Source organism: Arthrobacter sp. SDTb3-6 (genome assembly GCF_013376095.1).
Taxonomy (GTDB): domain Bacteria; phylum Actinomycetota; class Actinomycetes; order Actinomycetales; family Micrococcaceae; genus Specibacter.
In genome coordinates this window covers 86,845-111,122 of the sequence record NZ_JAAMFN010000001.1, presented here as the reverse complement: position 1 = coordinate 111,122, position 24,278 = coordinate 86,845, and the positions used below count along the sequence as shown (strand labels likewise).

Sequence of the window (24,278 nt, the reverse complement as noted above, 5' to 3'; positions counted from 1 at the left end):
CCGGCTTCGCTAAACCTCTTCGACGGAGTTCGGCTCGGCCCGTGAGAGGTCGATGCCCAGCTCCTCCGCGGCCCGGAAGACTTCTTCATCCGAGTCACGCATCTCAATCGTGGTGCCGTCGGTGGAAAGGACTTCCACGTTCAGGCACAGCGACTGCATTTCCTTGATGAGAACCTTGAAGGACTCCGGAATGCCCGGCTCCGGGATGTTCTCACCCTTGACGATGGCCTCATAGACCTTGACGCGGCCGTGGATGTCATCGGACTTGATCGTGAGCAGTTCCTGCAGCGTGTACGCGGCGCCATAGGCCTCCAGGGCCCACACTTCCATCTCACCGAAGCGCTGGCCGCCGAACTGTGCCTTACCACCCAGCGGCTGCTGGGTGATCATGGAGTACGGGCCGGTGGAGCGCGCGTGGATCTTGTCATCCACCAGGTGGTGGAGCTTGAGGATGTACATGTAGCCAACGGACACCGGATCCGGGAACGGCTCGCCGGAGCGGCCGTCGAACAGGCGCGTCTTGCCCGAGGAATCGATCAGGCGGTCGCCGTCACGGGTCACGTTCGTGGAGTCAAGCAGCCCGGTGATCTCCTGGTCGCGGGCGCCGTCGAACACGGGGGTCGCAACCTTCGTCTGGCCGATCTCGCGCGGAAGGTTCGGCAGGTTCTTGATCCAGTCCGGTTCGCCTTCAACCTTCCAGCCGGTCTTGGCAGCCCAGCCGAGGTGGATCTCCAGCACCTGGCCCACGTTCATGCGCCCCGGAACACCCAAGGGGTTCAGGACGATGTCCACGGGGGTGCCGTCGGCCAGGAACGGCATGTCCTCGATCGGCAGGATCTTGGAGATGACGCCCTTGTTTCCGTGGCGGCCGGCCAGCTTGTCACCGTCGGTGATCTTGCGCTTGTTGGCCACGTATACGCGGACCAGCTGGTTCACTCCGGGGGGCAGGTCGTCGTCGGAGTCGCGGTCAAAGACGCGGACACCGATGACGGTGCCGGACTCGCCGTGGGGCACCTTCAGGGAGGTGTCACGCACTTCGCGGGACTTCTCACCGAAGATGGCGCGCAGCAGGCGTTCTTCCGGGGTCAGCTCGGTCTCGCCCTTGGGGGTGACCTTGCCGACCAGGATGTCCCCGGCCTCAACCTCGGCACCGATGTGGATGATGCCGCGTTCGTCCAGGCCGGCCAGGATTTCCTCGGAAACGTTCGGGATGTCCCGGGTGATTTCCTCGGCACCGAGCTTGGTGTCGCGGGCGTCGATCTCGTGCTCCTCGATGTGGATCGAGGACAGCACGTCTTCGGCAACGATGCGCTGGGAGAGGATGATGGCATCCTCGTAGTTGTGGCCTTCCCAGGACATGAACGCCACGAGCAGGTTCTTGCCCAGGGCGAGCTCGCCCATGTCCGTTGCGGGACCGTCGGCGATGATGCCGCCGACTTCCAGACGCTGGCCCTCGGAGGCGAGGACCCGCTGGTTGTAGGCGGTGCCCTGGTTGGAACGCTGGTACTTGGCGATCGGGTAGCTGGTCTCCGTGCCGTCGTCGTTCAACATCACCACGACGTCGGCGGAAACCTCGGAGACCACACCGGCCTTCTTGGCGATGACCACGTCACCGGCGTCAACAGCCGTGGGGCGCTCCATGCCGGTGCCCACGAACGGGGCCTCGGACTGGACCAGCGGCACGGCCTGGCGCTGCATGTTCGCACCCATGAGGGCACGGTTGGCGTCGTCGTGCTCCAGGAACGGGATCAGGGCGGTTGCCACGGACACCATCTGGCGCGGGGAAACGTCCATGTACTCGACCTCGTCGGCCGGGACCAGGACGGGCTCGCCGCCACCGCCGCGCTGGCGGACCAGGACGGTTTCCTCGGTGAAGCGGTTGTCGTCATCCAGCGGCGCGTTGGCCTGGGCGATGACAACGTCAACTTCGTCGTCAGCCGTCAGGTAGTCAACCTCGTTGGAGACGACGCCGTCCTTGACCCGGCGGTACGGGGTCTCGATGAAACCGAACGGGTTGATGCGGCCGTAGGAGGCCAGCGAACCGATGAGGCCGATGTTCGGGCCCTCAGGGGTTTCAATGGGACACATGCGGCCGTAGTGCGACGGGTGGACGTCACGGACTTCCATGCCCGCGCGGTCGCGGGACAGACCACCCGGGCCCAGCGCGGACAGGCGGCGCTTGTGCGTCAGGCCGGCGAGCGGGTTGTTCTGGTCCATGAACTGCGACAGCTGGGAGGTTCCGAAGAACTCCTTGATCGCAGCCACGACGGGGCGGATGTTGATCAGCGTCTGCGGCGTGATGGCCTCGACGTCCTGGGTGGTCATGCGCTCGCGCACAACGCGCTCCATGCGGGACAGGCCGGTGCGGACCTGGTTCTCGATGAGCTCGCCCACGGCGCGGATGCGGCGGTTGCCGAAGTGGTCGATGTCATCCACGTCAACGCGGAGGTCGACTTCGGCGCCGTCGCGGATGCCCTTGGTGGTCTTGCCGCCGGCATGCAGGGTGACGAGGTACTTGATCATCGCAACGATGTCATCGACGCTGAGGACGGAGGACGCCGGGTTGCTCAGCGGCATGTCGATGCCCAGCTTGCGGTTGATCTTGTAGCGGCCGACCTTGGCCAGGTCGTAGCGCTTGGCGTTGAAGTAGAGGTTGTTCAGCAACGCGTCGGCTGCGTCAACCGTCGGCGGCTCGCCCGGGCGCAGCTTGCGGTAGATGTCCAGCAGCGCATCTTCGCGGCCGGTGGTCGCGTCCTTTTCCAGCGTGGCGCGGATGGAGTCGAACTCGCCGAACTCCTCCAGGATCTGGCCCTCGGTCCAGCCCAGTGCCTTGAGCAGCACGGTGACGGACTGCTTGCGCTTGCGGTCAAGGCGCACGCCGACCTGGTCCCGCTTGTCGATTTCCAGCTCGAACCAGGCACCACGCGAGGGGATGATCTTGGCGGTGAAGATTTCCTTGTCGCTGGTCTTGTCTGCCGTGCGCTCAAAGTAGGCGCCCGGGGAACGGACCAGCTGGGACACAACAACACGTTCGGTGCCGTTGATAACGAAGGTGCCCTTGTCGGTCATGAGCGGGAAATCGCCCATGAACACGGTCTGTTGCTTGATTTCGCCCGTGAGGTTGTTCATGAATTCAGCCTTGACGTACAGGGGCGCCGCGTACGTGGCGTCGCGGTCCTTGCATTCGTCAACGGTGAACTTGGGATCGGCGAACTCCGGTTCCGTGAAGGACAGGGACATGGTGCCCTGGAAGTCTTCAATCGGGGAGATCTCTTCGAAGATGTCAGACAGCCCGGACGTGACGGCCACGCTGTCATCACCGGCGTTCACGGCGGCTTCCATGCGGCCCTGCCAGCGCTCGTTGCCGACGAGCCAGTCAAAGCTCTCGGTCTGGAGTGCGAGCAGATTCGGCACGTCAAGCGGCTCGTGAATCTTGGCGAATGAGAGGCGACTCTTTGCACCGTCAGTGCTGTTTGAATCGATAGCGGTTGCAGCGTTATTTACATTAGAGGTGCTCGAGGCGACCAAGAGGGATCCTTCCACAGACCTGCAGGCTAGTTCTTGTGAACCCTCACCCGATTCGCCGATTGGTCATCAAACCAAGACGAACGCTGGACAAAAGTTGCAAAAGCACCCGTGTTGGGAGTTGAATCTTCCCAAGACGCGAGCCGTTCCAACCTTTGACCGAAGCAAAGCCCACCGCTATATGAAGGCTGAAGGTTAAGAGGGATACGCAAAGATCTACACTACAGGCATATCTCCCGCGTGTCTACCTCACGCCGCGCAAATGCGCAAGTATGGATGTTCCGCTCCTCACACCGGCGCCGTCCCGGACCTCTCCGGCCAGGGCGGCGGCGGAAATTTCCGGCCCGCCCAAACTGTTAGATTCAATGTAAGGCCCGGCACAGGTCAAGGGTGATCTGTGCGGACAATGTGTAAGGAGCGCCTGCCATGACAGCACAAGAGAACCCGAACAATGTGGACAAAGCGGCCGAGGTCGTGATCCTGGCCGGGGCCCGCACCCCGCAGGGCCGGCTGAACGGGCAGCTGGCCGGGTTCACCGCCGTCGAACTGGGTGCCAAGGCCATTGCCGCAGCCCTTGAACGTTCCGGGGCCAGCGCCGCGGACGTGGACCAGGTGATCATGGGCCAGGTGCTGCAGGCCGGTGCCGGCCAGAACCCCGCGCGCCAGAGCGCGATTGGTGCCGGGATCAGCTGGAACGTGCCGGCGGTGACCATCAACAAGGTCTGCCTTTCGGGCCTGACGGCCGTGATTGATGCGGCCCGGCTGATCCGCAGCGGCGATGCCGAGGTGGTGGTGGCCGGCGGGCAGGAATCCATGACCCGGGCCCCGCACCTGCTCCCCGGTTCGCGCCAGGGCTGGAGCTACGGTGCTGTCCAGGCCCTGGACGTGGCCGCACATGACGGCCTCACCGACGCCTTTGACGGCGAATCCATGGGCCTTTCCACGGAGCGCGGCAACATCCGCCTGAACATAGGCCGCGCGGTCCAGGACGAAGTGGCGGTGGCATCCCACACGCGGGCCGCGGCGGCGCAGGACTCCGGCGTCTTCGACAACGAGATCGTGCCGGTCGCCGTTCCCCAGCGCAAGGGCGAGCCCGTGGTGCTGACGCGTGACGAAGGCATCCGGCCCCAGACCACCCTGGAAACCCTTGCCCCGCTCCGTCCGGCATTTTCGGCCGACGGCGCCATCACGGCCGGCAACTCCTCCCCCTTGTCCGACGGCGCATCCGCCATGGTGCTGTCCAGCCGGTCCTATGCCGAAGCCCACGGCCTCCCCTGGCTGGCGGTTGTCGGCGCACCGGGGCAGGTGGCCGGGCCGGACAACTCGCTGCATTCCCAACCCTCACACGCCATCCAGAGCGCACTAAAAAGGGCCGGCTGGAGCACCGAGCAGCTCGACTTCATTGAGATCAACGAGGCCTTTGGCTCGGTGGCAGTGCAGTCGCTGCAGGACCTGGACTACCCGTTGGAGAAGTGCAACATCCACGGTGGCGCCATCGCCCTGGGGCATCCGATTGGTGCGTCCGGCGCCCGCCTGGCCCTGCATGCCGCCACTGAGCTGGCCCGCCGTGGCACGGGACGGGCTGCCGTGGCGCTGTGCGGCGGCGGCGGGCAGGGCGAGGCGCTGTTGCTGTTCCGGGACGCCGAGTGAGCGCCGCCGGGGACGCTGAAACGCCGACCGGCCGGGCCCGGGTTGCCGCCGACGCGGCCGCCCGCGGCCTTGCCGTGGAGATCATCCCGCGCCCGGCCGCCGGTTCACTGGCCGAGGCCGCCGCGCTGATTGGCGTCGATCCGTCCGACATCGTCAAGTCGCTGGTGGTCAAGCGCAGCGACGACACCTTCCTGTTTGCGCTGGTGCCGGGCGGGCGCGCCATTTCCTGGCCCAAGCTGCGAGCCGTGGTGGGCGTCAACAAGCTGCAGATGCCCAAGCCCGACGTCGCACTGGCCGCCACGGGCCATGAGCGCGGCACCATCACTCCCCTGGGCAGCACGACGCCGTGGCCCGTGTTTGTGGACGAGAGCGTGGCCGGGCGCCGCGTCGCCCTGGGCGCCGGCGAACACGGCTACAGCATGTTCGTCGAGGCTGACGCCCTTATTTCCGCCCTGGACGCCACGGTCGCGGACATTTCAGCCCCTGAGTAGCCCCACCCCAACGACGGGGGCGTGCCATGCTGGCGGCGGCGTAGGAAATTTCACACGCCCTCGGCAGCATGGCACGCCCTCAGTGGGTCCGGTGAGTGTTTGGCACGCCCCGGGAATCAGGAAGGCCCCGCACCGTAGGGTGCGGGGCCTTCCTTGGAATGCGTCGGTGATTACTTGACGGTAACCGTGGCGCCGGCAGCTTCGAGGGCTTCCTTGGCCTTCTCGGCAGCTTCCTTGGTGGCGCCTTCGAGGACAGCCTTGGGAGCGGAGTCAACGACGTCCTTGGCTTCCTTCAGGCCGAGGGAGGTCAGGGCGCGCACCTCCTTGATGACTGCAATCTTCTTGTCGCCAGCAGCTTCGAGGATGACGTCGAACTCGGTCTTCTCTTCCTCAGCCTCGGCAGCTGCGCCGCCGGCCGGGCCGGCAACTGCAACAGCAGCAGCGGTAACTTCAAAGACCTCTTCGAACTTCTTCACGAACTCGGAGAGTTCAATGATGGTCAGTTCCTTGAAAGCTTCAATGAGCTCGTCGTTGGTGAGCTTAGCCATGGGTGGCGCTCCTTCTTTGTGTTCTTGCCCGGTGACGGGCGGATCTAAAAACCTAAGTCCTCATGGATTTAGGGAAAAACATGCGGGAGACAAGCCCCCATGAGGACTAGGCCTCGGTGGTCTCAGCTTCAGCAACCGGAGCCTCGTCAGCGGCGGGAGCCTCTTCGGCGGCCGGTGCTTCCTCAGCGGCGGGAGCCTCTTCGGCAGGTGCACCTTCGGCAAGCTTGAGGCGCAGGGCGTCGATGGTGCGCGCAGCGGCGGCCATCGGTGCCTTCAGCACGCCGGCAACCCTGGCCAGCTGCAGCTCGCGCGATTCCAGGGCGGCCAGTGCGGCAACCTCGGAAGCGTCAAGGGCCTTGCCTTCGAAGATGCCGGTCTTGATGATCAGCGCCTTGTTGGCCTTTGCAAAATCCGTCAGGCTCTTGGCTGCTGCAACAGCATCACCCTTGATGAAGGCAATGGCGGTAGGGCCGGAAAGCTGACCTTCGAAAGCGTCAACACCGGCTTCCTTGGCCGCAATGGCAGTCAGGGTGTTCTTGACGACCGAGAACTTGGTGTCCTGGCCGAGAGAAACGCGCAGCTCCTTGAGCTGGGCAACGGTGAGCCCACGGTATTCGGTTAGGACTGCTGCAGTGGAATCGCTGAAATCCTGCTTGATTTCTGCAACCGCAGCCACCTTTGTTGGCGTTGCCATAACCCTCCTTCCGGGAATTAATGCCGGTCCTTCCGGTCCTGCCCGCTGCCGTTTCCGGGAAGGAAGGCAAGTGGAAAACAAAACGCCCCGCACAGATGTACGGGGCGTTCGGGCAGCGGTTCCATGGACTTTCGTCCGGATCATTCGCTGCCTAAGCTTTGTGCACCTGCGCTGGCCGTCCTGGTTCAGGACTTTCGGATGAAAACCTTCCCGCTTCCACGCTGCACGACACATGATGCGCCTGGCACGTGGGGGTGGTTTCCATCGACCGACGGTCTTTGGTCCTCCCAGCCTACAGGAGCGGCGCCGCCCCTTCCAAATCGCGGGTCAGTCAGTCGCCGGGGTCAAAGGATTTCCGCCACTGCCCGGTCACGCCCGCCACGGTGAAGCCCATGCGGGCGTTGATCTCTATCAGGTGGGTGTCCTCGGCGGAGTTCCAGGTATAGATGGCATGCGGGTTCGGGTAGTCACGCGCCAGCAGTTGCAGGTTGGCCAGCTTCATGCGCAGCCCCAGCTCCCTGCCGCGGTGCCCGTCTTCCATGACGGTGTCGTCCTGGAAGACGACATCGTCGCGTTTGCCCAGCACGGAGATGGACGTGTAGCCGACCAGGCGGCCCGAGGCGCGGCTCTCGGCCGCTGTGACCAGCGTGTGCCGGCCTGTCGACTGGGAAATTTCCTCCGCTTCACGCATGTGTGCCACGTCCCAGGGCCCCTCGCCGGCCGGTTGGCCCATTTCTGCTTCCAGGCGGGCCACGTCCGCAGCCCATTCCTCGGGGCAGCTGTCCGTCCACTGGTGCACGGCATATTCGTCCCCGTGGGAGGCTGTGGCGGATTCCAGGAGTTCCGCCGCCCGTTCCGCCGGGAACGGCAGGGCACAGGAACTGAAGTGCTCCACCCGCTCCAGCTGGTAGCCGGCGTTGTGGGCAAAACGGGCCTGGCGGTTTTCCAGCGTCAGCGCGCCAGGCCCGGCGGCGGGATGCAGCAGCCGTTCGTCACCGCCGCCCTCCTGCTCCGACTGCAGCTCGGTGGCCGAGTGGTTCGTCTCCACCACCACAACCCGACGGTTTTCCCCGCGCACAAACGATTCAGCGGCTTCCAGCAGGCGCCTGCCCAGGCTGCGTCCTTCCGCGGAAGGCAGGACGTCGAGCGTGACGTGCGCCAGTTCGGTGTGGTCGTCCAGCGGCATGGCGATGCCCGCACGCCCCACGATCTGCCCATCCAGCCGGGCCACCAGCATCACGTACCACTCGTAGGGGTCGTGGCACAGCGCAAGCAGTTCCTCGCCCGTGTACGCAAGGTCGTCGTTGCCCCACGTGCCCACCCGCACCTGCCGGGAGACTTCCACGGCGCGCAGGAAGTCCGCGGCCCCCTCGCCGTCGAGGTTGTCGGGCACGTGCAACTGTTCGATCCGGATGTCAGTCATGTCCTGTTGCTCCTGAAACTAGCTTTGTACCGGCCGCACCATGACGTGGTCATGCTCCACCCGGTTCCCCAATTGAAATCTTTTGCTTCCAGCCACCCTGAAGCCATGCTTTTCGTAGAATTTCCTGGCCCTGGCATTTTCACCGTTGACGCCCAGCCACACCTGCTCCGCACCCCGCGTCGCCGCCCATGCCAGGCTGGCGGCCATCAGGCCGGCCGTCAGGCCCGTGCCATGGACGTGCGGGCGGGCATAGCACTTGCTCAGTTCCACGGCCGCACCGCCACCCACTGCGGCTGCCACATCCGCGTCCGACGGCGGGGCGTCCACCAACATGCTGTAGCCGGCCAGGCGTGCCCCTCGCCGTGCGGAACCACCGGGCGTGGCTGCTGCCGCGGGTCCGTGTTCCTCCGCGACAAACACGGCCCGTGACGGATCACCCAGGTAGCGGGCAAAACTTTCGGCCGTGAGATGGGTGGCGATGAACGCGGCAATGTCTTCCGGCGCGCTGCCGGGAGGGCAGGCCAGCGCGAACGTGACGGACGCAAGTTCCGCCAGGGCCGCGGCCTCTTCACTTGCCGCCTGCCGGATGGTGGTTCCCATGTGCTGCTCCCCACGGCCAACTGCGGCCTGTGTGCCGTTCAACGATATAAAAAAGGAGGGCCCCGCGTAGCAGATCGCTACACCGGGCCCTCCGATCAGGCAGCGTTCAAACGCATCGCCTATGCCTCGATGACAACCTTGGTCACGGCCGGGTCCACGGGGATGCCGGGACCGAAGGTGGTGGCCACGGTGGCCTTCTGCACGTAGCGGCCCTTGGAAGCGGACGGCTTCAGGCGAAGCACCTCTTCCAGTGCTGCCGCGTAGTTCTCCGCCAGCTTGGCCGCGTCGAAGGAGACCTTGCCGATGATGAAGTGCAGGTTGGCGTGCTTGTCGACCCGGAAGTCGATCTTGCCGCCCTTGATGTCGTTGACGGCCTTGGCGACGTCGTTCGTGACGGTGCCGGTCTTCGGGTTCGGCATCAGGTTGCGGGGTCCGAGGATCTTGCCCAGGCGGCCCACCTTGCCCATGAGGTCGGGGGTGGCAACGGCTGCGTCAAAGTCGGTCCAGCCGCCCTGGATCTTTTCGATCAGGTCGTCCGTGCCGACAAAGTCGGCGCCGGCGGCGATGGCGGCCTCGGCGCGGTCGCCGGTTGCGAAAACCAGGACGCGGGCGGTCTTGCCGGTGCCGTGGGGGAGGTTGACGGTGCCGCGGATCATCTGGTCCGCCTTGCGGGGGTCAACACCCAGGCGGAACGCAACCTCAACGGTGGCGTCGAACTTGGACGGGTTGGTGTCCTTGGCGAGCTTGATGGCCTCGAACGGTGCGTAAACCTTGTCCGCATCGATCTTGGCTACGGCTGCCTCATATGCTTTGCTGCGCTTTGCCATGCTGCTTGTTTCTCCTTGTGCAGTTGTGGTCGTAAGGACCGCGCGGGCCCTGCCACTACGTCCGCCGCCAGGCACCCGGGGGGCCGGCCGGCGTCGTTCTTGATGATGTTGGTGATGCTGTGGGGTCTCGACAGGCTCGACCCCAGGGTGTCCGAAGCCTAGGCCTCGACGGTGATGCCCATGGAGCGGGCGGTGCCGGCGATGATCTTCTCGGCGCCTTCGATGCTCGTGGCGTTGAGGTCGACCAGCTTCTGCGTGGCGATCTCGGTGACCTGTGCCTTGGTCAGCTGGGCAACCTTGACGGTGTGGGGGGTGGCTGAACCCTTGGCGACGCCGGCAGCCTTCTTGATCAGCTCGGCAGCCGGCGGGGTCTTGGTGATGAAGGTGAAGGAGCGGTCCTCGTAAACCGTGATTTCAACCGGGATGACGTTTCCGCGCTGGGATTCCGTGGCGGCGTTGTAGGCCTTGCAGAATTCCATGATGTTGACACCGTGCTGGCCAAGCGCGGGACCGATCGGAGGTGCCGGGTTGGCGGCGCCTGCCTGGATCTGCAGCTTGATAAGGCCGGTGACCTTTTTCTTGGGAGCCAATGTAGGGTCCTTCTCTCAATAACTTTCCTTCGACGACGGAGCGCGTCCAAGGTGGGTGGCCGGATGGCGTCCGGCCGGACACTGCGCGGCCGCCAAGCAAGCGGCCGTCCAGCGAAATCAGTGGTCCAACTAGATCTTGGTGACCTGGTTGAAGGCGAGCGTGACAGGGGTTTCGCGCTCGAAGATGGAGACCAGCACAACCAGCTGCTGGGATTCGGGCTTGATCTCGGAGATCGTGGCGGAGAGGGTCTCGAACGGGCCGTCCTTGACGATGACGGCCTCGCCGACCTCAAAGTCGATTTCCGCGTCGGCAGGGAGGTGGCGCAGCGGAACGCCGGTTTCCTCGGCCTGCTGCTCCTCGAAGACGGGGGCCAGCATGGAGAAGACCTCGTCCAGGCGCAGCGGGACCGGGTTGTGGGCGTTTCCCACGAAGCCGGTGACGCCGGGGGTGTGGCGGACAACGCCCCAGGAGGCGTCCGTCAGGTCCATGCGGACCAGGACATAGCCGGGAATGCGCACGCGGTTGACAACCTTTCGCTGGGCATTCTTGATCTCCACGACTTCTTCCATGGGGACCTGGACTTCGAAGATGTAATCTTCCATGTTCAGCGACAGGCTGCGGGACTCGAGGTTGACCTTCACGCGGTTTTCGTAGCCGGCGTAGGAGTGGATGACGTACCAGTCACCCTCCTGGCGGCGCAGCTTGGCCTTGAATTCCTCGGCGGGGTCCACTTCCGGTTCGGCCGCCACCGCGTCCCCGTCCGCTTCGGACACGGCAGCCCCGTCCTCGGATTCGGCTGCTTCTTCGGCTGCCGGGGTGTCCGTGGCTTCTGCGGGATCCGCAGCGGCGGCGTCGTCCATGGATGCATCAAGGTCAGCACTGATGGCAGCATCAGCAACCACAGTGTCCTGGTCCTGCTCACTGTACGTTGCCTCGGGCTCCTGCTCAGACACGAATTTCCTGCTTTCCTGGTGCGTTACTTAAATGGCTCAAACCGTCCCCCGTGTTCCAAGACACTATCGGGGCCGGCCAAAGTTGAGCGTTTAGTGCTCGACGTTTACGTTTCCGCCAAAGACCCAAAGCACGAGCTTTCCGAATCCCAGGTCCAGGACGGTAACAATACCCATCACGATGATAACGAACACGAGCACAACCGCGGTGTAGTTGAGCAACTCCTTGCGAGTGGGGGTGACAACCTTCTTCATTTCGCCGATGACCTGGCGCAGGAAAATGGCTATGCGTGCAAAGATGCCGGGACCCTTCGGCTTGGCGTTCTTCTTGGCGGGGCGGCCATTGGAGCGGCTTGCCGCGGTTTCGGTCACCATTGCCTCACTCATCATTAGTTGAAAAACACGCGAGCCCGCGCGGGCGGACCGTGTCATGTGCTTGTGTTCGCCAGGCTGGGCGGGACTTGTCCGCGGCCATTCCCGTTATCCCGGAATTGCCGCGGACCAACCCCGCTGCGCCTTGACGCAGGGCAGACAGGACTCGAACCTGCAACCTGCGGTTTTGGAGACCGCTGCGCTACCAATTGCGCCACTACCCTATGAAACTAACTGTTGTGCAACCCGGTGGATCGCACCGGAGCCGAAGGCCATGAAATAACTTACAGTCTTGGGCGGCCGTTTCCAAACCGTCGCAAGGCGTGCACCATCATGGTGTTTCAACACCGGTTGTCCATTCTACGCATTGTTGCCCGCCACGTCGAACCGGGGGCCGGATGCGCCTAAAGTAGGGGGTGGGGCCTGCACACGTCAACGGCCCCGCCGTGTCCCCGATGAGTTCCCGTCGAGTCCCGCCACCAAGGACCCCTGCGGGCCCGCCTTTCGAGAGAGAGTACAGAAGATGTCTGCCAACGTGAGCGCCGACCAAGCCGCCGCACGCCGGGTTTCGGCCCGCGTCGCCGCCATTGCCGAATCCGCCACCCTGGCAGTGGATGCCAAGGCCAAGGCCCTCAAGGCTGCCGGCCGCCCCGTCATCGGCTTCGGCGCCGGCGAACCGGACTTCCCCACCCCGGACTACATTGTGGAAGCTGCCATCGTCGCGGCCCGCCAGCCCAAGTTCCACCGCTACTCCCCCGCGTCGGGGCTGCCCGAGCTGAAGTCGGCCATCGCCGCCAAGACGCTGCGTGATTCCGGCTATGCCGTGGAGCCTTCCCAGGTGGTGGTCACCAACGGCGGCAAGCAGGCGGTGTACGAATCCTTCGCCACGCTGTTGGACCCGGGGGACGAGGTCATTGTCCCCACCCCGTACTGGACCACCTACCCCGAGGCGATCCGGCTTGCCGGCGGCGTGCCCGTGGAGGTCTTCGCCGGCCCCGAACAGGGCTACCTGGTCACCGTGGACCAGCTCGAGGCGGCGCTCACCCCGCGCACCAAGGTCCTGCTGTTCGTCTCCCCGTCGAACCCCACCGGCGCCGTGTATTCCCCGGAACAGACCCGCGAGATCGGCCAGTGGGCGGCCGCCAAGGGGCTGTGGGTCATCACGGATGAAATCTACGAACACCTGACCTACGACGGCGTGCCGTTCACCTCGATTGCCACCGCCGCCCCGGAGCTGGGCGACCGCGTGGTGGTCCTGAACGGTGTGGCCAAGACCTATGCCATGACCGGATGGCGGGTGGGCTGGATGATTGCCCCGGCCGACGTGGCCAAGGCCGCCACCAACATGCAGTCCCATGCCACCTCCAACGTGGCCAATGTCTCCCAGATGGCCGCCCTGGCCGCCGTCTCCGGCCCGCTAACGGCCGTGGAGGACATGAAGGTGGCCTTTGACCGCCGCCGCAAGGCCATGGTTTCGGCCCTCAACACGATAGACGGCGTGGAGTGCCCCACCCCGCACGGCGCGTTCTACGCCTACGCCGACGTCCGCGCCCTGCTCGGCCGTGACATTGGCGGCGTCCGCCCGGCCACGTCCGCCGAACTGGCCGCGCTCATCCTGGACAAGGCCGAGGTTGCCGTGGTTCCCGGCGAGGCGTTCGGCCCCAGCGGCTACCTCCGCCTCTCCTACGCCCTGGGCGACGACGACCTGGCCACCGGCGTCGGACGTCTCCAGGAATTCCTCGGCACCGCCAAGTAGGCGGGCCGGACTAGAGCAGGCGGCGGTCGGCGGCCCAGCGGGTGAGTTCGTGGCGGGAGGAGAGCTGCAGCTTGCGCAGCACGGCGGAGACGTGGGTTTCCACCGTCTTGATGGAGATGAACAGCGCCTTTGCCACCTCCTTGTAGGAGTATCCGCGGGCGATCAGGCGCATGACCTCCAATTCGCGGGCGGAGAGCTTGTCCAGCTCGTCCTCCACGGCCACCTCGGCGGTGCCGAAGGCATCCAGGACGAAGCCGGCCAGCCGGGGCGAGAAGACGGCGTCTCCCCCGGCGACCCGCCGGACGGCGTCGGAAATTTCGTGCCCGGAAATGGACTTGGTGACGTAGCCGCGGGCGCCGGCACGGATCACCGAGACCACATCCTCGGCGGAGTCGGAGACGCTCAGCGCCAGGAACTTCACCTGCCCCGGCAGCCCCGAACAGCCCGCAATCACCTCACGTCCGCCCTGGCCGCGGCCGCCGGGCAGGTGGACGTCCAGCAGCACCACGTCCGGGGTGTGGGCGGAGACCGCGGCAATGGCCTGTTCCACCGTGGCCGCCTCCGCCAGCACGTGGATGTCCGCGGCAAGATCGGCCTTCAGCCCCGAGCGGAAGATCGCGTGGTCGTCCACCACCACAACCCTGATGGGCTGTCCTGTCCCCGTCATTTCACGTCCTTTGTCATTTCTTGTCCCCACCGTTGGTGGCCTTGCCGTTTCCGGCCGGCGCGTCGGCCTGCGCCGGCCTGGCCGGCAGGTGCAGGCGCACCTCCGTGCCTTCCGTTGAGCTAATGATCGCAGCCGTGCCGCCGTTGCGCTGCATCCGGCCGACGACGGACTCCCTGACTCCCAGCCTGTCCGGCGGCACGGCGCCGGGATCGAAGCCGGCGCCCCTGTCCTTGACGAAAACGTCGACGCCGGACCCGGCCGCCTCCACGTACACGGACACCGCCGTTCCGCCGTGCCGGACTCCGTTGAGCACGGCCTCGCGGGTGGCCTGGGCCAGGGCCCGCGTGGCCTCGTCCAGTTCGGCGTCGCCCACGCTCACCACCTCCACGGGCAGCCCGTGCAGGTCTTCCACCTCTGCACAGGCGGCTTGGATGCCAGCCACGAGCTTCCCCGGGTCCTTGCCTTCGTCCTGGTAGATCCAGCTGCGTAGTTCCCGCTCCTGGGCCCGGGCCAGCCGGCTGACATCCTGCGGTGAGTCGGCCCGCTTTTGGATCAGGGCCAGGGTCTGGAGGACGGAGTCGTGGAGGTGCGCGGCAATTTCGGCCCGCTGGGTTTCGCGGATGCGCCCGGCCCGTTCATTTTGAAAGTCACGCCAAAATTTGAGCGCCCACGGGGCCAGCACCAGCCCGACGCCGGCCAGGACCGCCAGGGAGGCGACCACGGAGGCCCACACCAGCGCCCATGACCCCGAGCCCGTCACGATGATCAGGACGCCTGCCACCACCAGGACAATTCCTGCGGCGAACCGGGCGATCGACCAGGGCGTGTCCATCTTGGCCGCGTTGAGCAGGCCCACGCGGCGGGTGGCATCGAGCTGCATCCAGGCCAGGACGGCGCCGGCGGAAATCACGCCGAGGGGCACCACGGTCCCCAGGTCAAGGTTCACGCCTGTCCTCGCGCTGAACAGGACCAAGGCGAGGACCACCAGGGCTCCGCCGATGAGGATTTCCCGCAGTCCCACCGAAGCGCCTCTCGGCGCCGAAGCACTCCCGGCCGCGGGGGCTCCCCCGCCGGCACGGATCCCCCCGGCCGGTGCCGGGCGGAACAGCTTCAGGCGGGGGGCGCCGTCGTCGGCCGGCTGCGGCGTACCGGAAGGGTCGTCGTCGCCGGCCAGAGGGACCAGGATCCACAGCCACGCGTAGAAGACCAGACCGGCGCCGAACAGGAAGCAGGAGCCGGCCATGACGGCCCGGACCGTGCCCACGCGCAGGCCGAGGTGCCCGGCCAGGCCCGCACAGACCCCTGCCACCATGCGCTCCGGGGACCGGTACATCTTTACGCTCATGGTTCAATCCAAGCACGGCCCGGCCCCGGCGGCGGGATTGCAAGGGTTGCTTCAGGGTTGATTCAGGGTCACCCCGGATGGCGGGCGCCTGCCCTGGCACGACACGATTGAACCATGAATGACAGCCATGAAGACCAACAGCCCGGGCCGGCACCTGAACCGGCCCCCAACGACAAGCCTGGGCCGGCCGCCGGGTCCGAGGCCGGACACGACCGGCAGCAGCCGCCACCCAATGAACCGACATTTGGCCCGGGGCCCGAACCGCAGCGCAGCGCCCGCCCCTTCGTCTGGCTGCGGTCCCTCGGCGTCCGCCGCGGGAGCAGCCGCTGGGTGGGCGGGGTGTGCAGCGGCCTGGCGGACAAGTGGGGCATCGACCCGGTGATCGTGCGCGGACTGGCCGTGGTCCTGACGCTCATTTTCGGCATCGGCCTGCTGGCCTATGGCGTCGCCTGGGCGCTCCTCCCCGAGCCCGACGGCCGCATCCACGTGGAGCAGGTGGCCCGCGGCCACTGGTCCACGGGCATGACGGGCGCGGCGATTGCAACCTTCTTCGGATTGGCGGGCCCCGGGCAGAGCGTCGCCTGGAACTGGCATGGCGGCTGGTTCCCCTGGCCCGTGCTGTGGGTGGCGGCGATCGTTTGCTGCGTGGTCTGGGCCATAAACCGCGGCAAGGAAGGCCGGTCCGCCACGGGCCGGCCCCCGCGGCAGCAGTACTTCGGCGCACCCGCTGCACCGGGCGTGGCCGGCCATTCCCAAGACCATGTGCCGGCCCCCGCGGCAGGTCCGTACGGTCCGGTGCCGTTCCCCGCCGGCCGGCCCGGCTCCGGCGACCATCCCGCGGAACCGCTTGACAGCCGCACAGCCGCCTGGACCGGGCCGCTCGGCGCCCCCGGCCCCGTGGCCCTTCACGCCAGGCCGCGCCTGGGCGCCGCGGCCAGCCTGCTCTCGCTCGGCCTGGCCGTCATGGTCGGCGCCCTGGTGCTGATCCTCAATGCATCCGGCGTCCTGGACCTGCACGGCTACCAGGCCCCCGCGGCCGCCGCCGCAGCAGCGATCACGGCAGGCCTGGCCATCATGGCTTCCGGCCTCCGCGGCCGCACGGCGGATGGCGTGGGCACCTTTGCCGCGGCTGCCCTCGTGTTTGCCGGACTGCTGAGCATGGTCCCCCTGCATGCGCCGTGGACGTCCATGGCACATCAGTCCTGGGCCCCCGCCACCGCCAGCGCGGCCCAGGACGGCTTGTCCGTGGCCATGGCTGACGCCAGCATCGACCTGACCGGACTCGACGCCGGCACCGCACCGGGCGGCGACCTCCAGATCCCGGTGAACGTGATTGCCGCCAAGGCCGTGGTCAAGGTCCCCGAAAGCATCCCCGTCACGATCAAGAGCGAGCTTGTGGCCTCCAGCCTTGAAGTGCAGGGGCAGCCTGGCACCGACGGCAAGGCCGTGGTGCAGGCAACCACGACCCAGGTCAATCCCGGCAAGACAGGCAACGGGCTGGTGGTCACCCTGCAAGGCGCGGCCGCCAAGATCACCATCGTCCCCGTGGCCGGCAAGTAGCCGGCCGAAACGGTCCAACAGAGCAATGGGAGAAAACAGCATGAACAACCCAACGGAATCACTGGAATTTCCCGACGCGCCGAAGGGCGGAGCCGGGGACGCCGGCCCCGGCGCCTCCCGCGCAATGGACACGGCGCCGGCCGCAACGCGCCTCCCGGTGAGAGTAGGCACCGTGGTGTGGGGTGCCGTCGTTGTCGCCATTGGGCTGCTGGTCCTGGCCACGCGGCAGGCGGGCCTTCACCTGGACACCGGCCAGGCCGCCATGTGGCTGCTCTTGGGCGCAGGCCTGGCCATGGTGGCCGGCGGGGCGGTCAACGTACTGCGCAAAAAGTAGGGCAAAAAGTAGGGCCCGGGCCGCCTGTCCAGGGGCGGCCCGAAGTTGCCCCCGTCACACGAGCGTCTAGAATGTCCAAGAGAGGAGCTCAACGGTGCGCTCAAACCACACTGACTCCACTCCCCGAAGGACCCATACCCATGAAGATTGGAATTCTGACCAGCGGCGGCGACTGCCCCGGACTCAACGCGGTGATCCGCGGCGTCGTACTCAAGGGCATCAAGAGCTACGGCCACGAATTCGTCGGCTTCCGTGACGGCTGGCGCGGCGTGGTGGAGGGCGACATCATGGACCTGCCCCGCCAGATGGTCCGGGGCATCTCCAAGCAGGGCGGGACCATCCTGGGCACCTCCCGCACCAACCCCTTTGAGGGCAAAGGCGGCCCCGAGGTCATCAAGGCGCACCTGGACCGGCTGGGCATTGAGGCAATGATCGCCATTGGCGGGGAAGGCACGCTGGCTGCGGCCCGCCGCCTCACCGACGCCGGGCTGAAGATCGTGGGTGTGCCGAAGACGGTGGACAACGACCTCGACGCCACCGACTACACCTTCGGTTTTGACACGGCCGTCCAAATCGCCACGGAGGCCATCGACCGCCTGCGGACCACGGGCGAATCGCACCACCGTTGCATGATCGCCGAGGTCATGGGACGCCATGTCGGCTGGATTGCCCTGCACGCCGGCATGTCCACGGGAGCCCACGCCATCCTGATCCCGGAGCAAAAGACCAGCATGGACCAGATTGTTGAATGGGTGCAGGAAGCCCATGACCGCGGCCGCGCACCCCTCGTGGTGGTGGCTGAGGGCTTTGTGCCGGACCACCAGGACTCCGCGCACTCCGAACGCGGCCTGGACACGTTCGGCCGCCCCCGGCTCGGCGGCATCGGCGAGCAGCTGGCCCCCGAGATCGAGGCCCGCACCGGCATTGAAACCCGGGCCACGATCCTGGGCCACATCCAGCGCGGCGGCGTCCCCTCCAGCTTCGACCGCGTGCTGGCCACCCGGCTGGGCATGGCCGCCGTCGACTCCGTCGTGGAAGGGCGCTGGGGCACCATGGTCTCCCTAAAGGGGACGGAAATCGAGCATGTCCCGTTTGAGGCGGCGCTGGGCAACCTGAAGACCGTCCCGCAGCACCGCTATGACGAGGCCGCCATCCTGTTCGGCTGAGCCCACGCGCCCGAGGGGCCACGGCCGGCGCCCCGGCGCCGGGCGGGGAGGGCGTGGGTGGGGCCACGCGCCCGAGGGGCCACGGCCGGCGCCACGGCCGGCGCCCCGGCGCCGGGCGGGGAGGGCGTGGGGACTAGCCTTGATGCATGACCTTTGACCTGAGTTCGGCGCCCATCGTCCGGCTGGCCTGGGAACGGCACCTGGGCTTGCCCGCCGATTCACTTGTGGCCGGTTCGTCCGGCGGACGCATCACACAATCCGACGATTCGGGCTCGCTTTCCTTCCTGCGGCTCTGGGACCAGGGGGTCCTGACCGGCCCCGCCGAACTGCTCCGGGCTGCGGAAGCCTACAGCGACGACGAACTAAGCGACCACGCCACCATGCTCCGTCTCAGCCGTGGCCTTGGCGGGCGCGGCTGCGGCACGCAGGCGCTCTACTACGCCGACGACCTCCGCCTGAAGCAGCCGGAAGGAACCGTCATGGTCTCCCACGGCAATCCGGAGGCCGTGGCACTCGAGGCGCTGTGCCCGCCCGACGACGTCAACGACGTCGGGCTCTCCGGCCTCCCGCACAAGTTCACGGTGATGGATTCCGAAGAGCCCGGTGGCGGCCCGCTCGCCTGCGCCGCCTACGCCGAGTTCGCCGGGATGTTGGCGCAGCTGGGCACGCTGGTGCCGCCGAAGTTCCGGCGCAGGGGCCTGGGCAGGCGGGCCACCGAAATCGCCGCCCACGAGGCACTGGCCACCGGCCTGATTGCCCAGTGGCGCGCGGACGTCAACAACGCAGGCGCCCACGCACTGGCCATCTCAACCGGCTTTAGTGTGGCCGGCTTACAGACTTCGGTTGCCCTTCAGCCCCGTCAAAGTCCGCATAAATAGCGTCCACGGCCCGCGGCTTGGCGAAGAGGATTGCCATCACGCCGCCCACCAGGACCACCAGGGCCGGCAGGACCATGGACTGCCCCATGGCCGTAGAGAAGCCTGCACGAAGGAATTCGGGAAGCTGGCCGCTGGCACCGGCGGCACCCTGCGGGGCACCAGCGGGCATCTCGGCAGCCAGCCGTGCACCGATCAGGGCGGCTATGGCTGCCGAACCCAGCACCGAGCCGATCTGCCGGGTCGTGTTGTAGATTCCGGCGCCGGCGCCCGCCTCCCGCGGACCAAGGTTTCGGGTGGCTGTTGTTGACAGCGGCGCCCAAATCCCGGAGCTGGCAATGCCAAGCAGTCCGCTGGGCAGCAGGAACAGCCAGATCGGCGTGTCGGCATTCATCAGGGACGACGTCCACAGCAGGGAAACCGCCATCAGGATGAAGCCCGTCAGTGCCACGTAGCGCGGGTTGACGATGTCCACCAGCCTGCCCACAAACGGTGCCAGGACGCCGGAAAACAGTGCCATGGGGACCATCATCAGGGCCGATTGCGTCGGCGAGATGCCACGCACCAGCTGGTAGTAGAAGAACAGCGGCAGGCTCATGGCAGTGACCGTGAAACCCATGGTGGTGATGGCTGCGTTGGCGAGGGAGAAGTTGCGCACCTTGAACAGGTGCAGCGGCACCAGCGCCTCCCCCTTCGTCACTGCCTGCCAGACAATGAACAGGCCAAGGAACACGATCCCGGCGATGATCAGCCCCCACACCGAGATGGGGCCGGCAATGGTCCCCCAGTTGTACTTTTCGCCTTCCTGGATGCCGAAGACCAGCATGAACAGGCCGATGGAACTCAGCGCCACGCCCAGGAGGTCAAACTTGTGGTCGTGCGTCGCCAGGGTCGGCACAAGGCGCCAGGCCATGATGAACGCCACCACGCCCACCGGCACGTTGACAAAGAAGATCCATTCCCAGCCCAGCCCGTCCACCAGCACGCCGCCCAGGATGGGGCCCACCAGCATGGCGACGCCGGCCGTGGCGCCCCACAGGCCCATGGCGGGCCCGCGCTTGTCGGGGGCGAAGATGCGGGTGATCACGGCCATGGTCTGCGGCGTCATCAATGCCGCACCGAAACCCTGCACCGCGCGGGCCAGGATCAGCATGCCGATGCTGCCGGAGAGCCCGCACCACAGCGAGGCCAGGGTGAACACGCTCAGGCCGATCAGGTACAGGTTCTTGGGGCCGTACTTGTCACCGAGCCGGCCGGTGACAAGCAGCGGCACGGCGTAGGCCAGCAGGTAGGCGCTGGTCACCCAGATGACGGAGTTGATGTCCGTGTGCAGGCCTTCCATGATCTTCGGGTTGGCCACCGAGACGATGGTCGAGTCGACCAGGATCATGAAGAAGCCCAACACGAGCGCCCATAACGCGGGCCACGGTTTTGCGACGGTTTCCATGCAATGTTCCTTAAGGTTCGGTTGAAGCCGTTGTGTTGAAGGTTTCGGCCAGCCGCCAGGGCAGCGCACCGGCGGCGATGTCTGCGGACAGCTGGCGGATCCAGGCCAGTTCCGCTTCCGTCATGGCCTGCTGATACAAAAGTTCCAGCCAATACTGTTCCGGCACGCCCTTGGCCTGTGCCCCCTGCACGTCCGCCGCCAGCTCGGCGAGGCGGGCAGCCAGCGCCTCCATGCGTGTGCCCAGCAGTTCAAGCACGACGGCGGCCGGCAGGTTGTGTGCCTCGGCCACCGCCTGGGGGAAGCTGGGGTACTCGGCAGCCGGGCGTCCCAGCAGTTCCTTGAGCCGGGCTTCCAGGGCCTCACGCCCCGCCGGCAGGATCGCATAAGTGGTGCGTTCCGGGCGGTTGCCCTCCCGCTCGGTGCCAACCGCCTTGACAAGGTCGGCCGCGGCGAGCCTGCCCACCGTGTGGTACAGGGTGCCCGGCTTGACCTTCACCAGCCGGTCTTCGCGCCGGTGGATGAGCAGCTGGTACATCTCGTAGGGGTGCATGGGACGTTCGGCCAGCAGCCCCAGTGCCGCCACGCCGAGGGGTGTGAGGTGCTTCTCTCCCGTCATGCCTGCCGTCCTTCGCCCATTTAGTCCCCAAGAATTATTCCACGTGGACTATATGGAGAACAACATCGTCCCCCGGTTTGTTCCGTGGTGGTGTCCGGGGCCGGGAACGGCCCGCCCTACCTCGGTGCGCGCAGGAAACCGGTGGCGCGACCGACCACCTGGCCGGCGTCGGTGGCCACAATGGTTTCCTGGGCGGCCGTGTACTTTTCGCCGGCGTCGTCCACCACGAGCGCGGCGTCGGGGTCCACGGTGCGCTTGATCAAGGCCAGGGCGATGGGACCCATTTCATAGTGTTGTGCCACGCTGGTCACGACGCCCACCTTGCGCTCGCCCGCGAACACCCCGCTGCCCGGGGCCGGGATGGTGTGCTGGGATCCGTCCAGCTGGAGGAAGACGAGGCGGCGCGGCGGGTGGCCCAGGTTGTGGACGCGCGCCACCGTTTCCTGGCCCTTGTAGCACCCCTTGGCCAGGTGCACCGCCGTGCGCAGCAGGTCCAGTTCGTGGGGAATGGATTTGTCGTCGGTCTCTGCCCCGCGGCGCGGGCGCCAGGCGGCAATTCGCAAAGCCTCCGCCGCCCAGGCACCGGCCAGCGGCCGGGTGCCCACCGTGGCAACCAGGTCCGCGGCAGGGACCAGGTATTCGTGCCAGGGACGTTCCAGCCCGGGGTGGGCACCCTCTTCGACGGCGGCGTAACTCCAGCCGCCGGCGCCGATGTGCGGCCAGGGGTCGGTCCACACCACGAGTCCGTCCCATTCGGGGACCTCCACCACGGATCCCAGCACGGCCCAGCCTGCCGAGACATCCGTCACGTCGACCCGCAGCATGAACTTCATGGAGGTCAGCCATTCGGCCAGCGGCGCAGCCTCCCCGGCCTCCACAACCAGCCACGTGGTCCCCCCGTCGTCCACCACGCGGGCGTCGAATTCGATCCGCCCCTGCACGCTCAGCAGCAACAGCTCCGTGCCGGCCCCGGGGGCCAGGTGGGTGAGGCTTTGCGAGGAGAGCGTGTTCAGCCAGCTCAGCCGGTCCGGACCGGACACGGTGACCACGCCGCGGTGGGAAAGGTCCACGACGGCGGTCCCGGGCTTGCCAAGGTAGCCGGCCAGGAGGCGCTGTTCACGGAGGGGATCCCCGTAGTGTGCCGCCACCCCGGCATCCAGGCCGCCGGCCTGCACGGCGCCATGGCGGTTCAGCAGGGGACTCAAATAACTCATAACGTTTCCAACGCCTTCCGTGATACGCCTATTCCAGCCACCCTCGACGCCGGCGGTCGCCGATGCAGCCCACAGCGGGGCCGGGATTTATTACGCTGTTAAGCGACCTTGTGCAGGGCTGCGGAGGCGTGGGCTTCGAGGGACTTGCCCTGGGCGGCAACATCCCAGCGCCAGAAAAGGTCGCCGTTGACCAGGCCGAAGATGCGGGTGGCCGCCGTGTAGGCCTTGGCCCCGGCGTGCCGCATGACGGCGTCGGTGGAGAGCTGGATCTGCGGTCCCTTGATGCTGCCGTAGTACAGCTCGGAGATGCCGCCGGGGTGGACAATGCCAGCCATGATGTCAAAGCCGCCGTCGGCATTGCGCAGGGCCTCGACGTCGTCGGCCGTCCGCAGTGCGGGCACAATGTCGGCGGGGACCATGCCGGGGCCGCCGTCGGCGTCGTTCATGGGGCGGTCAAGCTGCCAAAAGCCCATTTCCACGGACAGGGGGCGCAGGATGGTGCCGTCCTCGTCCGTGAGCCAGGATTCGGCCGTGTACCGCAGGTACGGCAGCCCGTTGGCGCTGAACGTGGCGGTTTGGGTGAAGTGTTCGTCGTCCGCCTCACCGGATCCCAGCCGGCCGCGTCCCGTCCAGGTGCCCAGCAGCCAGGACAGCGGGACCAGTTCGGGTGTCAGGTCCGTGGGGATTTCAATGGCCATGGCGGCCTACTGCTGGCCCTTGAAGAGGCGCCACACCACCATGACGGCGAACCAGGCCATGGTGAGTCCGGCGAGGACCAGCAGGCAGATGAAGAAAATTTCCAGGGAAAGTACGCTCATGGAGCCATCCTATCGTGATCTTTTGGCGCTCAGGTCAACAGCAGTTTTTCCATGAAATACACCAGGGCGCCGAGCGCAAGGACCGGTGCCGCCGCCGCGGCCAGGCCTCCCGCAACATTGGGAACAGGCCCCGAGAGGGTGCGCAGGCGGTGGAAGCTGGCAATCACGGCCGCCACGAGCGCCCCGATCACGGCGGCAGGCACAATCCGCAGCTCGGAGACGAGCAGTGCCGCGAGCGGGCCGGCCAAGGCGGCCAGGACAATGGCCAGCGGCGCCAGGACCCTGTCCGGCCAGGGCAGCATGCCAATGACCAGGGCCACCCCCGCACCCGTGGCGGCAACCACGGTCATGCCGGGCTCGCCAAGGAAGCGGTAGGAGGAGACCCAGCCGGCGGCAAACCCGGCGATCAGGACGCCGGCCCCCGCACCCAGGGTGGACTCGAGCCGGTGTTCCTGGCCCGCGCCCCTCAGGAGCTGCACCACCATGACCGCGCCGAAGCCGAAGGCAATGAACACCGGCGTCCAGACCAGAAAGTTGGCATCGCGGGTCAGCCCGCCGGCCAGGGCCGCCCCTGCGCCGCTGAGGGCGATCACGGCACCCAGGGTCTTCTTCGCCGGAATGCCCAAATACTGCGGCCAGCCGTAGCCAAAACCAACGGAAAGCACCACGGCCACACCCACTGTCCAGCCCAGCCCCAAGGAGTGCCCGGCGACGATGGCTGCGAGCGCAACGATTCCAACAAGTCCGGCTATTGATGACTTCACACATCAATCCTGCCCTACTCTGGCGGTACACTGTGGAACAACCCC

Annotated in this window: 23 protein-coding genes and 1 tRNA gene; 7 read left to right on the top strand and 17 right to left on the bottom strand. The window is 66.6% G+C overall.

The window, feature by feature from the left end:
• Window positions 1–9 precede the first annotated feature (9 nt).
• Window positions 10–3,528 (bottom strand): DNA-directed RNA polymerase subunit beta, encoded by a 3,519-nt coding sequence (rpoB, locus tag G6035_RS00540; RefSeq protein WP_176615125.1) that lies wholly within the window; start codon window positions 3,526–3,528, stop codon window positions 10–12.
• A 423-nt stretch (window positions 3,529–3,951) separates the two neighbouring features.
• Here rpoB and G6035_RS00535 point away from each other — a divergent pair, with 423 nt between their 5' ends.
• Window positions 3,952–5,175, top strand: coding sequence for an acetyl-CoA C-acetyltransferase (locus G6035_RS00535; RefSeq protein ID WP_176615124.1), 1,224 nt, complete (start codon window positions 3,952–3,954; stop codon window positions 5,173–5,175).
• The gene (locus G6035_RS00530) at window positions 5,172–5,666 is read left to right on the top strand and encodes a YbaK/EbsC family protein (protein ID WP_176615123.1); all 495 of its coding nucleotides are present in this window, start codon (window positions 5,172–5,174) and stop codon (window positions 5,664–5,666) included. The genes G6035_RS00535 and G6035_RS00530 overlap by 4 nt, the downstream gene beginning before the upstream one ends.
• 170 nt (window positions 5,667–5,836) lie before the next feature.
• On the opposite strand, the gene rplL is transcribed toward G6035_RS00530, so the two are convergent.
• The 9 genes from rplL to G6035_RS00485 all read right to left on the bottom strand — a co-directional run bounded on the left by rplL (window position 5,837) and on the right by G6035_RS00485 (window position 11,895).
• The gene (gene rplL, locus G6035_RS00525) at window positions 5,837–6,214 is read right to left on the bottom strand and encodes a 50S ribosomal protein L7/L12 (protein ID WP_113719175.1); all 378 of its coding nucleotides are present in this window, start codon (window positions 6,212–6,214) and stop codon (window positions 5,837–5,839) included.
• 106 nt (window positions 6,215–6,320) lie between these two features.
• Window positions 6,321–6,908, bottom strand: a complete 588-nt coding sequence (rplJ, locus tag G6035_RS00520) for a 50S ribosomal protein L10 (protein ID WP_176615122.1) — start codon at window positions 6,906–6,908, stop codon at window positions 6,321–6,323.
• Between the two features lie 331 nt (window positions 6,909–7,239).
• The gene (locus G6035_RS00515) at window positions 7,240–8,331 is read right to left on the bottom strand and encodes a GNAT family N-acetyltransferase (protein ID WP_176615121.1); all 1,092 of its coding nucleotides are present in this window, start codon (window positions 8,329–8,331) and stop codon (window positions 7,240–7,242) included.
• Window positions 8,332–8,349: 18 nt separating this feature from the next.
• Complete coding sequence (locus tag G6035_RS00510) at window positions 8,350–8,931, bottom strand: GNAT family N-acetyltransferase (protein ID WP_176615120.1); 582 nt, start codon at window positions 8,929–8,931, stop codon at window positions 8,350–8,352.
• 119 nt (window positions 8,932–9,050) lie between these two features.
• Entirely contained in the window at window positions 9,051–9,758 is a 708-nt protein-coding gene (gene rplA / locus G6035_RS00505; protein ID WP_176615119.1) for a 50S ribosomal protein L1, read from the bottom strand.
• Between the two features lie 158 nt (window positions 9,759–9,916).
• Window positions 9,917–10,348, bottom strand: a complete 432-nt coding sequence (gene rplK / locus G6035_RS00500; RefSeq protein WP_026555792.1) for a 50S ribosomal protein L11 — start codon at window positions 10,346–10,348, stop codon at window positions 9,917–9,919.
• Window positions 10,349–10,477: 129 nt separating this feature from the next.
• Window positions 10,478–11,302, bottom strand: coding sequence for a transcription termination/antitermination protein NusG (gene nusG, locus G6035_RS00495; protein WP_176615118.1), 825 nt, complete (start codon window positions 11,300–11,302; stop codon window positions 10,478–10,480).
• 90 nt (window positions 11,303–11,392) lie between these two features.
• The gene (secE, locus tag G6035_RS00490) at window positions 11,393–11,686 is read right to left on the bottom strand and encodes a preprotein translocase subunit SecE (RefSeq protein WP_176615199.1); all 294 of its coding nucleotides are present in this window, start codon (window positions 11,684–11,686) and stop codon (window positions 11,393–11,395) included.
• Window positions 11,687–11,822: 136 nt separating this feature from the next.
• A tRNA-Trp gene (locus G6035_RS00485) sits at window positions 11,823–11,895 on the bottom strand.
• A 299-nt stretch (window positions 11,896–12,194) separates the two neighbouring features.
• Between G6035_RS00485 and G6035_RS00480 the strand changes: the two genes are divergently transcribed.
• Window positions 12,195–13,427 (top strand): pyridoxal phosphate-dependent aminotransferase, encoded by a 1,233-nt coding sequence (locus tag G6035_RS00480; RefSeq protein WP_176615117.1) that lies wholly within the window; start codon window positions 12,195–12,197, stop codon window positions 13,425–13,427.
• Window positions 13,428–13,437: 10 nt separating this feature from the next.
• Here the strand turns inward: G6035_RS00480 and G6035_RS00475 are convergent, their stop codons facing one another.
• Together G6035_RS00475 and G6035_RS00470 are read right to left on the bottom strand one after the other, a co-directional pair.
• Entirely contained in the window at window positions 13,438–14,094 is a 657-nt protein-coding gene (locus G6035_RS00475; protein WP_176615116.1) for a response regulator transcription factor, read from the bottom strand.
• Window positions 14,095–14,107: 13 nt separating this feature from the next.
• A complete protein-coding gene (locus tag G6035_RS00470) occupies window positions 14,108–15,439 on the bottom strand; it encodes an ATP-binding protein (protein ID WP_176615115.1) in 1,332 nt (443 codons plus the stop codon).
• A gap of 114 nt (window positions 15,440–15,553) precedes the next feature.
• On the opposite strand from G6035_RS00470, the gene G6035_RS00465 reads away from it, so the two are divergent.
• The 4 genes from G6035_RS00465 to G6035_RS00450 all read left to right on the top strand — a co-directional run bounded on the left by G6035_RS00465 (window position 15,554) and on the right by G6035_RS00450 (window position 19,377).
• Entirely contained in the window at window positions 15,554–16,999 is a 1,446-nt protein-coding gene (locus G6035_RS00465) for a PspC domain-containing protein (RefSeq protein ID WP_176615114.1), read from the top strand.
• Between the two features lie 40 nt (window positions 17,000–17,039).
• Entirely contained in the window at window positions 17,040–17,333 is a 294-nt protein-coding gene (locus tag G6035_RS00460; protein WP_256127636.1) for a hypothetical protein, read from the top strand.
• Window positions 17,334–17,473: 140 nt separating this feature from the next.
• Window positions 17,474–18,499, top strand: a complete 1,026-nt coding sequence (locus G6035_RS00455; protein ID WP_176615113.1) for a 6-phosphofructokinase — start codon at window positions 17,474–17,476, stop codon at window positions 18,497–18,499.
• A gap of 146 nt (window positions 18,500–18,645) precedes the next feature.
• Entirely contained in the window at window positions 18,646–19,377 is a 732-nt protein-coding gene (locus G6035_RS00450; RefSeq protein WP_176615112.1) for a GNAT family N-acetyltransferase, read from the top strand.
• Here the strand turns inward: G6035_RS00450 and G6035_RS00445 are convergent.
• The 5 genes from G6035_RS00445 to G6035_RS00425 form a co-directional block, all read right to left on the bottom strand.
• Complete coding sequence (locus G6035_RS00445; RefSeq protein ID WP_176615111.1) at window positions 19,316–20,821, bottom strand: DHA2 family efflux MFS transporter permease subunit; 1,506 nt, start codon at window positions 20,819–20,821, stop codon at window positions 19,316–19,318. The two genes, G6035_RS00450 and G6035_RS00445, sit on opposite strands and share 62 nt — an antisense overlap.
• Before the next feature lie 10 nt (window positions 20,822–20,831).
• The gene (locus G6035_RS00440; protein ID WP_176615110.1) at window positions 20,832–21,437 is read right to left on the bottom strand and encodes a PadR family transcriptional regulator; all 606 of its coding nucleotides are present in this window, start codon (window positions 21,435–21,437) and stop codon (window positions 20,832–20,834) included.
• Between the two features lie 116 nt (window positions 21,438–21,553).
• Entirely contained in the window at window positions 21,554–22,651 is a 1,098-nt protein-coding gene (locus G6035_RS00435; RefSeq protein ID WP_176615109.1) for a folate-binding protein YgfZ, read from the bottom strand.
• 98 nt (window positions 22,652–22,749) lie between these two features.
• Window positions 22,750–23,349, bottom strand: a complete 600-nt coding sequence (locus tag G6035_RS00430; RefSeq protein WP_176615108.1) for an FABP family protein — start codon at window positions 23,347–23,349, stop codon at window positions 22,750–22,752.
• A gap of 149 nt (window positions 23,350–23,498) precedes the next feature.
• Complete coding sequence (locus tag G6035_RS00425) at window positions 23,499–24,233, bottom strand: permease (protein WP_176615107.1); 735 nt, start codon at window positions 24,231–24,233, stop codon at window positions 23,499–23,501.
• Window positions 24,234–24,278 lie beyond the last annotated feature (45 nt).

What these genes read in the sequence shown, in the direction of transcription:
- G6035_RS00535 (WP_176615124.1), top strand. Translation starts at nt 3,952, where the DNA reads ATGACAGCACAAGAGAACCCGAACAATGTGGACAAAGCGGCCGAGGTC.
- rplL (WP_113719175.1), bottom strand. Translation starts at nt 6,214, where the DNA reads ATGGCTAAGCTCACCAACGACGAGCTCATTGAAGCTTTCAAGGAACTG.
- rplJ (WP_176615122.1), bottom strand. Translation starts at nt 6,908, where the DNA reads ATGGCAACGCCAACAAAGGTGGCTGCGGTTGCAGAAATCAAGCAGGAT.
- G6035_RS00515 (WP_176615121.1), bottom strand. Translation starts at nt 8,331, where the DNA reads ATGACTGACATCCGGATCGAACAGTTGCACGTGCCCGACAACCTCGAC.
- G6035_RS00510 (WP_176615120.1), bottom strand. Translation starts at nt 8,931, where the DNA reads ATGGGAACCACCATCCGGCAGGCGGCAAGTGAAGAGGCCGCGGCCCTG.
- rplA (WP_176615119.1), bottom strand. Translation starts at nt 9,758, where the DNA reads ATGGCAAAGCGCAGCAAAGCATATGAGGCAGCCGTAGCCAAGATCGAT.
- secE (WP_176615199.1), bottom strand. Translation starts at nt 11,686, where the DNA reads ATGAGTGAGGCAATGGTGACCGAAACCGCGGCAAGCCGCTCCAATGGC.
- G6035_RS00480 (WP_176615117.1), top strand. Translation starts at nt 12,195, where the DNA reads ATGTCTGCCAACGTGAGCGCCGACCAAGCCGCCGCACGCCGGGTTTCG.
- G6035_RS00475 (WP_176615116.1), bottom strand. Translation starts at nt 14,094, where the DNA reads ATGACGGGGACAGGACAGCCCATCAGGGTTGTGGTGGTGGACGACCAC.
- G6035_RS00470 (WP_176615115.1), bottom strand. Translation starts at nt 15,439, where the DNA reads ATGAGCGTAAAGATGTACCGGTCCCCGGAGCGCATGGTGGCAGGGGTC.
- G6035_RS00465 (WP_176615114.1), top strand. Translation starts at nt 15,554, where the DNA reads ATGAATGACAGCCATGAAGACCAACAGCCCGGGCCGGCACCTGAACCG.
- G6035_RS00460 (WP_256127636.1), top strand. Translation starts at nt 17,040, where the DNA reads ATGAACAACCCAACGGAATCACTGGAATTTCCCGACGCGCCGAAGGGC.
- G6035_RS00455 (WP_176615113.1), top strand. Translation starts at nt 17,474, where the DNA reads ATGAAGATTGGAATTCTGACCAGCGGCGGCGACTGCCCCGGACTCAAC.
- G6035_RS00450 (WP_176615112.1), top strand. Translation starts at nt 18,646, where the DNA reads ATGACCTTTGACCTGAGTTCGGCGCCCATCGTCCGGCTGGCCTGGGAA.
- G6035_RS00445 (WP_176615111.1), bottom strand. Translation starts at nt 20,821, where the DNA reads ATGGAAACCGTCGCAAAACCGTGGCCCGCGTTATGGGCGCTCGTGTTG.
- G6035_RS00440 (WP_176615110.1), bottom strand. Translation starts at nt 21,437, where the DNA reads ATGACGGGAGAGAAGCACCTCACACCCCTCGGCGTGGCGGCACTGGGG.
- G6035_RS00435 (WP_176615109.1), bottom strand. Translation starts at nt 22,651, where the DNA reads ATGAGTTATTTGAGTCCCCTGCTGAACCGCCATGGCGCCGTGCAGGCC.
- G6035_RS00430 (WP_176615108.1), bottom strand. Translation starts at nt 23,349, where the DNA reads ATGGCCATTGAAATCCCCACGGACCTGACACCCGAACTGGTCCCGCTG.